The 8,797-nt window shown below is 67.5% G+C and carries 8 protein-coding genes and 3 pseudogenes; 4 read left to right on the top strand and 7 right to left on the bottom strand.

What is annotated here, in order from left to right:
- Together V6U90_RS31630 and V6U90_RS31635 are read right to left on the bottom strand one after the other, a co-directional pair.
- Positions 1 to 630 (bottom strand): transposase family protein (locus tag V6U90_RS31630; protein ID WP_442933710.1); only part of this gene is annotated, 630 nt, incomplete at its 3' end.
- 160 nt (positions 631 to 790) lie between these two features.
- Positions 791 to 937, bottom strand: a complete 147-nt coding sequence (locus tag V6U90_RS31635; protein ID WP_334444545.1) for a hypothetical protein — start codon at positions 935 to 937, stop codon at positions 791 to 793.
- Positions 938 to 1,065: 128 nt separating this feature from the next.
- Between V6U90_RS31635 and V6U90_RS34105 the strand changes: the two genes are divergently transcribed.
- Both V6U90_RS34105 and V6U90_RS31640 read left to right on the top strand, forming a co-directional pair.
- The gene (locus V6U90_RS34105) at positions 1,066 to 1,512 is read left to right on the top strand and encodes an SCP2 sterol-binding domain-containing protein (RefSeq protein ID WP_442933709.1); all 447 of its coding nucleotides are present in this window, start codon (positions 1,066 to 1,068) and stop codon (positions 1,510 to 1,512) included.
- Complete coding sequence (locus V6U90_RS31640; protein ID WP_334444547.1) at positions 1,487 to 3,535, top strand: amylo-alpha-1,6-glucosidase; 2,049 nt, start codon at positions 1,487 to 1,489, stop codon at positions 3,533 to 3,535. The genes V6U90_RS34105 and V6U90_RS31640 overlap by 26 nt, the downstream gene beginning before the upstream one ends.
- Before the next feature lie 247 nt (positions 3,536 to 3,782).
- Here V6U90_RS31640 and V6U90_RS31645 read toward each other — a convergent pair.
- Both V6U90_RS31645 and V6U90_RS31650 read right to left on the bottom strand, forming a co-directional pair.
- A pseudogene (locus V6U90_RS31645) lies at positions 3,783 to 4,083 on the bottom strand (sulfurtransferase); the annotation flags it as partial.
- Between the two features lie 149 nt (positions 4,084 to 4,232).
- A pseudogene (locus V6U90_RS31650) lies at positions 4,233 to 4,494 on the bottom strand (SGNH/GDSL hydrolase family protein); the annotation flags it as partial.
- Between the two features lie 4 nt (positions 4,495 to 4,498).
- Here V6U90_RS31650 and V6U90_RS34110 point away from each other — a divergent pair.
- Both V6U90_RS34110 and V6U90_RS31655 read left to right on the top strand, forming a co-directional pair.
- Positions 4,499 to 4,661, top strand: a pseudogene (locus V6U90_RS34110) (IS1380 family transposase); the annotation flags it as partial.
- Positions 4,662 to 5,077: 416 nt separating this feature from the next.
- Positions 5,078 to 5,623, top strand: coding sequence for a hypothetical protein (locus V6U90_RS31655; protein ID WP_334444549.1), 546 nt, complete (start codon positions 5,078 to 5,080; stop codon positions 5,621 to 5,623).
- Between the two features lie 115 nt (positions 5,624 to 5,738).
- Here V6U90_RS31655 and V6U90_RS31660 read toward each other — a convergent pair whose 3' ends face one another.
- From V6U90_RS31660 to V6U90_RS31670, 3 genes are all read right to left on the bottom strand, one after another.
- Positions 5,739 to 7,508, bottom strand: a complete 1,770-nt coding sequence (locus tag V6U90_RS31660) for an acetyl/propionyl/methylcrotonyl-CoA carboxylase subunit alpha (RefSeq protein WP_334444555.1) — start codon at positions 7,506 to 7,508, stop codon at positions 5,739 to 5,741.
- Positions 7,509 to 7,798: 290 nt separating this feature from the next.
- On the bottom strand, positions 7,799 to 8,038 hold the full coding sequence (locus V6U90_RS31665; RefSeq protein WP_334444551.1) for an acyl-CoA carboxylase subunit epsilon: 240 nt from the start codon (positions 8,036 to 8,038) through the stop codon (positions 7,799 to 7,801).
- Positions 8,035 to 8,797 (bottom strand): acyl-CoA carboxylase subunit beta (locus V6U90_RS31670; RefSeq protein ID WP_334444553.1); only part of this gene is annotated, 763 nt, incomplete at its 5' end. The genes V6U90_RS31665 and V6U90_RS31670, both read right to left, overlap by 4 nt.

Genomic DNA, 8,797 nt, shown 5'->3' on the forward strand with positions numbered 1-8,797 from the left:
CACCGAACTCGTCGCCGGCTGTCCCTGGCTACCCACCGGCGCAGCGACCACCTGACCAGTCACGATCACCTCAGGATTGCCGCGATAGGCGCCGTCGGCCATGACCGGCCGTCCGGCCAACTTCTGGTCGATGCCGCTGGTCCGGTAGACGATGGTGTCGTTGCGGTTGCCGGGTTGCGGATCGCCGAGAGCAACGACGAGGCGGGTGTGGGCGTCGATGGCAACCTGCAGGTTGGTGCGGTAGCGGTAGTTCTTGCTCGGGGCGGCCAGGCGGTGATCCCGGGTCGGGATCAGGGTGCCGTCGACGATGGTGATCTGGTCGACCCGACGTCGGCGCCCCGGTGTCAGAGCGAGCAGGGGTCCGACGGTGTCGATGACTCGGTGGGCGGCGGAGTGCGACACCCCGAACAGCGGGCCGATCTGCCGCATGGTCAGGTTCGTGCGCCAGTACGCGGCCACCAGCAGTACCCGATCGGCAAGGTCGAGAGACCACTGCCGGCCCGGTCGACCGTCAGCGATCGCGTCACCGCCATGCTCGGCGACCAGCCGGACCAGCTTGCGGAACTGGGCGGGCTGCAGCCCGGTGAACGGGAAGATCCACTCCGGGCGGGCCGTCGAGATCACCTGCACCCCGACATGATCCACCATGGACCGGTCATCGAGTTACGAGACGTCCCTTAGACGGGACACGGCGTGCCCTGTTGATCAGGGCGTCAACCCACCCACGAGAACATCACAAGAGCCGCAATTGCCGTGCTCCGTCGAGGGTGCGTAAGCTCCCGACGCTCACTCACACCGTGAGCCGGCCCGACGGCCGGTTCCGACGCATCGACGGGCGGCCGAGTTCGTCGAGGGAGCGGGCCGGGAGCCAGGCGGCCTGGGCGGCCGCCGACAGCTCGGCGTCATCGATGGCGGTCGCACCAGTGGTGGCGAACATGCCTGCACTCGCCCCCGGTCGACGGCTGCTGCTCGGCCCCAGGATCTGCTTCTTCGGCGAAGTCGCGACTACCAGCGGTACAGTCGAGCCAGCGCGAGTTTTGGGACGCCGGGCGGAGGCGGGTTGCCATGACGGGGCGGGACGGAGCGTGGCCGGCCGGGGAGACCCGGCCATCTGACTCCGCCACCGCATTCTTCGAGCGGATTAGCGGTAGCCGGCCTCCCCTGCTTCCAGATCACGTCACGGCAACCTACCGAATCGATCTCGAACACGAGGGGCAAACCACTCATTGGTTCCTTTCGATCGACAGGGGGACTGTCCGGGTATCACAGGAATGGCGCGGCGTGACTGCCGTAATGCGGACCAGCATGGACTTCTTCGACCGGCTTGTCCGCGGCAAGGTAAACCTTTACGCGGCATCGCTACGCAACGATATAATCTTGGAAGGCGAAGACAATACTACTCTCGCGGTGAGTCTTCGAAAAATTATCGCCGGGTTGGCACCCGTGCGTGATCCTTCCGAGGCGACGGCACCGGCCGGAGGTGGGGATGAACGGCTACGTCAGCAACCTTGACGGCATTAACTTCGTCGTCAGTGACGGCAACGGCGACATACACCCTTCGCAGACCTTCCCCACTGGCCTCTTCTCCTTCGACACGCGGTTCCTCTCAACCTGGCGGCTCATGCTGAACGGGGAGTTGACGAATGCCCTAGCAAAGGATGATCTACAGTACTTTGAGTCACGGTTCTTCCTAGTCCCAGGAGCCCCGGCCCATTACGTAGATTCCAAGATTTCCGTAGTCCGGCACCGCATGCTCGGTGGCAGCTTCACCGAACAACTCATCGTCCTCAACCACGGCGACGAGTCGGCGGACCTGACCGTCTTCATGGAGATCGGTTGCGATTTCGCGGACCTCTTTGAAATCAAGGACGTCAAACCGAAAACCGGCAAGCTCGCGACCTTCGTCGAGGGCGGCCGCCTGCATTTTCGCTACCGCCGGGAAGGGTTTGTGCGCGAAACTGTTATCTCCGCCAGCGAGCCGGCCAGGATTGACGACCACGGACTCACTTTCGACATTCGGCTACCTCCCCAGGGACAATGGCAGACCGGTCTGCAGGTAGACGCGCTCGTCCAAGCGCCGGTATCGTCGAGACCTTCGTTGCAGGTACATGCTGCGAAGGTCAGAAGAAAGATGAGGAAGGAACTCGCGGAGTGGCTCGCAAAGATGCCGCGCCTCGCCTGTGAATGGGAAGCGCTGAAACAGGCGTACAATCGGAGCATCGTCGACCTCGCCGCATTGCAATACCCAGTGTGGGGCAAGTCAGGCCTTATTCCGGCGGCTGGCCTGCCTTGGTTCATGGCTGTCTTCGGCCGGGACAGCATCTTCACCTCACTGCAGGCGCTGCCCTTCGCGCCATCACTGGCCCGTGCCACTCTTCGCACGCTGGCAGGCACTCAGGGCGCCTCGTTCGATGATTTCCGTGAGGAGGATCCGGGAAAGATCCTCCATGAAATGCGGCTTGGAGAATCGGCCGCGTTCCTGGAACAACCCCACTCCCTCTACTACGGATCGGCAGACGCGACCCCCCTGTTCGTCATCCTGCTCGACGAATACGAACGATGGTCCGGCGACGCCAAACTGGTGCGCGACTTTGAGTTCGAGGCACGGTTGGCCCTGAAATGGATAGACACCAGCGCCGACCTGGTCGGCAACGGCTACATCTGGTATCAGCGGCGCAACACCGCCACCGGCCTGGACAACCACTGCTGGAAGGACTCCTGGGACTCCATCTCCTACCGCGACGGAACCCTACCCGAACCACCCCGAGCCACCTGCGAAATCCAAGGCTACGCCTACGACGCCAAGCTACGCGCCGCCCGCCTCGCCCGGAAGGTATGGAACGACCCGGCGTACGCCGACGAACTTGAGGCGCAGGCTGCCGACCTCAAACGACGCTTCAACCGCGACTTCTGGATCGAGGACGGCGAGCACTACGCACTCGCGCTCGACTCCGACGGCCGGCCCGTTGATGCACTCTCCTCGAACATCGGCCACCTGCTCTGGAGCGGAATCGTCGAACCGAACCGGGCCGATAGCCTCGTACAGCACCTCCTCGGCCCCGACCTCTTCTCTGGCTGGGGCATACGCACCCTCGCCAAGACCGCGGCGCGGTATAACCCCATCGGCTACCATGTAGGCACGGTCTGGCCCTTCGACAACTCGATCATCGCATGGGGCCTCTGGCGTTACGGCTACCGGCGCGAAGCAGCCCTCGTCGCCAAAGCGATTATCGAGGCCTCTCCCTACTTCGACGGCCGACTGCCGGAGGCCTTCGCCGGCTACGACCGGGAATTCACCAGGTACCCCGTCCAGTACCCGACCGCCTGCAGCCCGCAGGCCTGGTCAACAGGAGCCCCCCTGCTGTTCCTACGGACCATGCTCGGCCTCGAACCGGACGGCGACCATCTGACCTCCAGCCCCGCATTGCCGGATGGAATCGGCGAGATCGCCCTGCTCAGCATCCCCGGGCGCTGGGGCACCACAGACATCACCACACGAGACCAGGAAGGGCGGCAACCCACCAACTCCAGGTAGTAAGGCCGCCCTGCCCACGGCGAACGGCCGCCTCCAGGCGGGCACGGCCGTGAACCGGCGGCTTCCTCGGCGCCCCCTCGCCGGCACCCTCTTTGCGCTCTCTGCGGCCCTCCCGTTCACGGTCGACGCCCTCACCTTCGCCTGCGCAGCAGGCCGGTCGGCGCGGCGGTCGCCGGTTCGCCGGCCAGGCGTACGGGGTGGCCCCGGTCGCCTCGACGGCGGCCGCCGTCTTCGCCCTGGTCACCGCCGCCGTGGCGGACGCTGTGCCGTCGTCGTTCGCGGCACACTTCCACGGCTTGTTCACCGCGCCGGGGATGTGCCCGCCGCGCAGCGCGCCCTCCTGCGTAGTCCGGCATGTGCAGCATCTCGCCGGTGTACTCGCCGGGCGAGCGGACGTCGACCAGCGGCCGACCGGCGGCGATGTGCGCCATGGCCTGCTCCCGGTACGCCCGGATCGGCGCGTCGTTCCGCTCCGGCACCGGGTACTCGGCGCGCGGCCGGGTGACCTTCTCCCGGGTCAGCTCGCGCCCCTCGGCGGCGTACGACTGGCAACGGGGATTCGGATCGCTCGGCACAGGCATGCGCCCCAAGGTACGCCCGATCCCGGGGCCACGGCCGGTCAACGGGATAGGGGTGCCGCGAATGTGGCGGGTCGCCGGCACGGGCTCGCCGTCCAGGGTCCGGCCGCGGCAGCGGCTCATTCGGTGATCGGCCCGAGCACAGGCCGCTTCGCGGTGCGCAGGTCGCCCGACGATCGGCCGGTCAACCGCCGCTTGATCCAAGGGTGCCAGGTGCTGGCCGGCCCAGCGCAGGTCGGCGGCGCGGGCGGCCAGCCACGGGGTCGGCGCGGGGTGCGGCGGCACCAGCAGCCACTCCTCGTCGCAGCCCGCCCCGAGGGCGGTGAGCACCTGCCCGGCGACCCGCCGGTGCCCGGCCGCCGACAGGTGCAGCCGGTCGGTGCCCAAGGCCGAACCGAAACGACTGCGCTACCTCATCCTGCACACCGCCGCCCGCCTCGTCCACGGCCAACGCCGCCGCTGGCTACGCATCTCCGCCACCTGGCCCCTGGGCCGAACAGATCACCACCGCGTTCAACCAGATCACGGCCATCCCCGACCCCGGCTGACCAGCACAGCCGCCGCCCCAACAACCCGGAGGACCCCAGGAGACCACGCCCACCGCTGCGGCAGACGGCCCACCACCATGCCCGGAACCACACGACATCGACCAACAGCGATCAGGCCTGCCGGGCCGGCCGAGCCGGCATCAGGCGCGAATCATCGAGGCTACCTACGCCACCTGTTCAACCGGCTCCTCGGCTGCCTGCACCACTGCCTCGCAGCAGGACAGCTCTACCACCCCAACGAGGCCTTCCCCATGCTCGGCATGCCCGCGCCCGCCGCTGCGCGGTGACACTGGCAGACTCGGCGCCCATGAACGACGGCAAGGACTGGTACGCCTGGCGCAGCCCTTACACCGGTCCCGGCTCGCCCCTGGCACGCCGACTGAGGCTGGTCCAGCAGCACATCGCCGCGTGGCTCGATGAGCGACCTGGCGAACCGGTGTCCGTGGTCAGCATGTGCGCCGGCCAAGGTCACGACATTCTGGCCGTGCCGGCGTCGCGCCCCGGACGCCAGGCAAGTCAGCGCCACGCTGGTCGAGTACGAACCGCGCAACGTCGCTGCGGCCTGGACCCGAGCAATCGCCGAGGGCCTCGACACGGTGACCGTTGCGCCGGCCGACGCCGGTGACCTCGCCTCATACCGGCAGGCGGTGCCCGCCGACCTGGTCATCATGGCGGGCGTCCTGGGCAACATCAGCGACGCCGACGCCCAAAGCACCATTCACGCGCTGCCGCAGCTCTGCGCTGCCGACGCCGCGGTGATCTGGACCAGGACACGACGAGCACTCAACCTGACACCGGCTGTCCGAAGCAGGGTTCTCCGAACAGGCGTTCACCGCTCCCGACGACGTGCTGTTCTCCGTCGGCGTTCACCGCTAGATGCTGTGGTCCTCGCCTGGTCGCGGATCGTTGCAGACCAATTGCGTGCCGCACTCCCGCCCTCGACCGACACTCCGTCGCTGTGAGTCGCCGGGTGACCTGGGGACGGGCCGGCCGCTACAGGCGAGCCCACTGCGGCTGTGGCAGGACATCGGGCGACACAATGACGTTCTGTTACTGCCGGTATGACGTGCTCGCGCGTCACATCGCCAGATCCCTGATCGCGACGATGACGGCGCTGTGGGGGACGGTGTCGCCGACGGCGGCGGTAATGCCTGTGATGGTGCCGGACTTGTGGGCGTTGATGGGCTGCTCCATCTTCATGGCCTCCAGGACCGCGACCAGCTCGCCGGCTTCAACTGTCTGACCTTCCTCCACTGCGATCTTGACGATGGTGCCCTGCATGGGCGCGGTGAGTGCGTCGCCGGACACGGCTGCGCTCCGCTTGCTGCCGCTGGAGCGCTTGGGCGCCTTCTTCTTCGTGTTGCCGCCGCCGAGGGGCAGGCCACCTGGCAGTGCGACCTCGATCCGTTTGCCGTCGACCTCGACGACGATGGTCTGCCGCTCGCCGTCGTTGTCCTGCGCTTTGGCGACCGAGCCGGAGTACGGCTCGACGGTGTTGTGCCACTCGGTCTCGATCCACCGTGTGTGGACGGAAAACGGTTGGGTCGGGTCGGCCGGGGCGAACGCCTCGTCGGCGACAACCGCGCGGTGGAACGGAATCACGGTGGGTATGCCGTCGACGACGAACTTGGCCAGCGCGCGACGCGAGCGCTCCAGGGCCTCGTTGCGGTTCCGGCCGGTGACGATCAGCTTGGCCAGCATCGAGTCGAAGGCGGCGCCGACGACGTCGCCGGTCTCGATACCGGAGTCGAGTCGCACCCCGGGGCCGCTCGGAGGACGAAACTGCGTGATGACGCCTGGTGCGGGCAGGAAGCCTCCTCGGCCGGCGTCCTCGCCGTTGATCCGGAACTCGATGGAGTGCCGCATCGGGGTGGGGTCGTCGTAGCCGAGTGGCTCACCGTTGGCGATGCGGAACTGCTCACGCACGAGGTCGATGCCGGTTACCTCCTCGGTGACCGGGTGCTCGACCTGAAGGCGGGTGTTGACCTCGAGGAAGGAGATCGTGCCGTCCTGCCCGATGAGGAACTCGCACGTCCCGGCCCCGTGGTAGCCAGCCTCCTTCAGGATGGCCTTGGACGCGCGGACCAGCTCGGCGTTCTGCTCGTCGGTCAGGAACGGGGCAGGGGCTTCCTCGACGAGTTTCTGGTGGCGGCGCTGCAGCGAGCAGTCGCGGGTGGAGACGACCACGACGTTGCCGTGGTTGTCGGCAACGCATTGCGTCTCGACGTGGCGGGGCTTGTCCAGGTATCGCTCGACAAAACACTCACCGCGCCCGAACGCCGCCACCGCCTCGCGCGTAGCAGACTCGAACAGCGCGGGGATTTCCTCCAGAGTGCGCGCGACCTTCAGACCGCGCCCGCCCCCGCCGTAGGCGGCCTTGATGGCGACGGGCAGGCCGTGCTCCTTGGCGAAGGCTACGACCTCCCCGGCGTCGGCGACCGGGTCGGGCGTGCCGGGCACGAGGGGAGCGTTGGCGCGGGCCGCGATGTGCCGCGCCTTGACCTTGTCACCGAGCGCGTCGATGGCCCCAGGGGAGGGACCGATCCAGGTGAGCCCGGCCTCGATGACAGCCTTGGCGAACGAGGCGTTTTCCGCGAGGAACCCGTAGCCCGGGTGGACCGCGTCCGCGCCCGACCTTCGGGCGACGTCGAGCAGCTTGTCTTGCACCAGATAGGAGTCTGCGGGAGTCGCTCCGCCAATGGCGTAGGCCTCGTCGGCGACCTTGACATGCAAGGCGTCCCGGTCAGGGTCTGCATAGACGGCGACTGACCTGAGACCGCTGTCCTTGCATGCACGGGCGATGCGAACGGCGATCTCGCCCCGGTTTGCAATCAACACCTTTTTCAACATGGTGGCTCCATGGGGTAGTCAGGGTCGAGGCTGAGCCGCCGACGGTTTCAGCGATTGCGGCGAGGCTGGCCCGGATGAAGGCCGTGCGCACACCCGTCCTTCGTGTCGGCGGGGTTGGGCATCGGGGCAGACTTCACCCCCTGCGATGGGGGTGTTGGCGGCTTCGGGGTCGGTGAGCCGTAGTCCTGCCGGTCTGGCCGGGACAATGCCGTGTCAACGCGGGCGGGTGACCCGACGATGACCTGGTTGCCCAGAAGATTCAGCATCCGTGTGTCTCCGTTCTCGGGTCAGTGGGGCAGGGCCGAGCCGCGCCAAGCGCCGGGCACGTGCGCCAATGGCCGGCGTGCCAGGCGTGCGCGTTCGATCCAGACGGAGGTACAGCGCGGGGGTGGGTTCGCCTTCGTGGAGTGTGCGGCACGCGCGAGCACGACCATCACAATGGCGAGCTCTTCGGGGGTGGCGTCGCCGCGCACCAAGGCGATCGGCCGCGCAGGTGCGGCGTCCCGCTGCGCATCGGTGCCGATCACAGCGGGATGTTCCCGTGCTTCTTTGGCGGCAGCGTCTCGCGCTTGTTCCTCAGCAATCGCAGCGCCTTGATGACATACGAGCGGGTGTCCGACGGAGGAATGACCGAGTCGACATACCCCCGCTCGACGGCGATGTAGGGGTTGGCGAGAGCGTCCTCGTACTCGGTGATGAACCGCTGGCGGGCCTCGGCCAGGTCTTCGCCCCGCTCGACCGCCGCGTTGAGCTCCTTGCGGTAGAGGATGTTCACCGCGCCCTGGGCGCCCATCACGGCGATCTGGGCGGTGGGCCACGCGAAGTTCAGGTCCGCGCCGAGGTGCTTGGAGCCCATCACGTCGTACGCCCCGCCGTACGCCTTGCGGATGATCACGGTGACCTTCGGGACGGTCGCCTCGGCGTACGCGTAGATGAGCTTCGCGCCGCGGCGGATGATGCCGTCCCACTCCTGCCCGGTGCCGGGCAGGAAGCCGGGCACGTCCACGAAGGTCAGCACCGGGATGTTGAACGCGTCGCAGGTCCGCACGAACCGGGCCGCCTTCTCCGAGGCGGCGATGTCCAGGCAGCCGGCGAACTGCATCGGCTGGTTGGCGACCACGCATACCGGGCGCCCCTCGACCCGGCCGAAGCCGACCAGCATGTTCTGCGCGTAGAGCGGCTGGACCTCCAGGAACTCGCCGTCGTCGAGGACGTGCTCGATGACCCGGTGCATGTCGTACGGCTGGTTGGCCGAGTCGGGGATCAGGGTGTCCAGCTCCCGATCC

It is taken from the genome of Micromonospora sp. CPCC 206060 (assembly GCF_036906895.1).
Lineage (GTDB): Bacteria > Actinomycetota > Actinomycetes > Mycobacteriales > Micromonosporaceae > Micromonospora.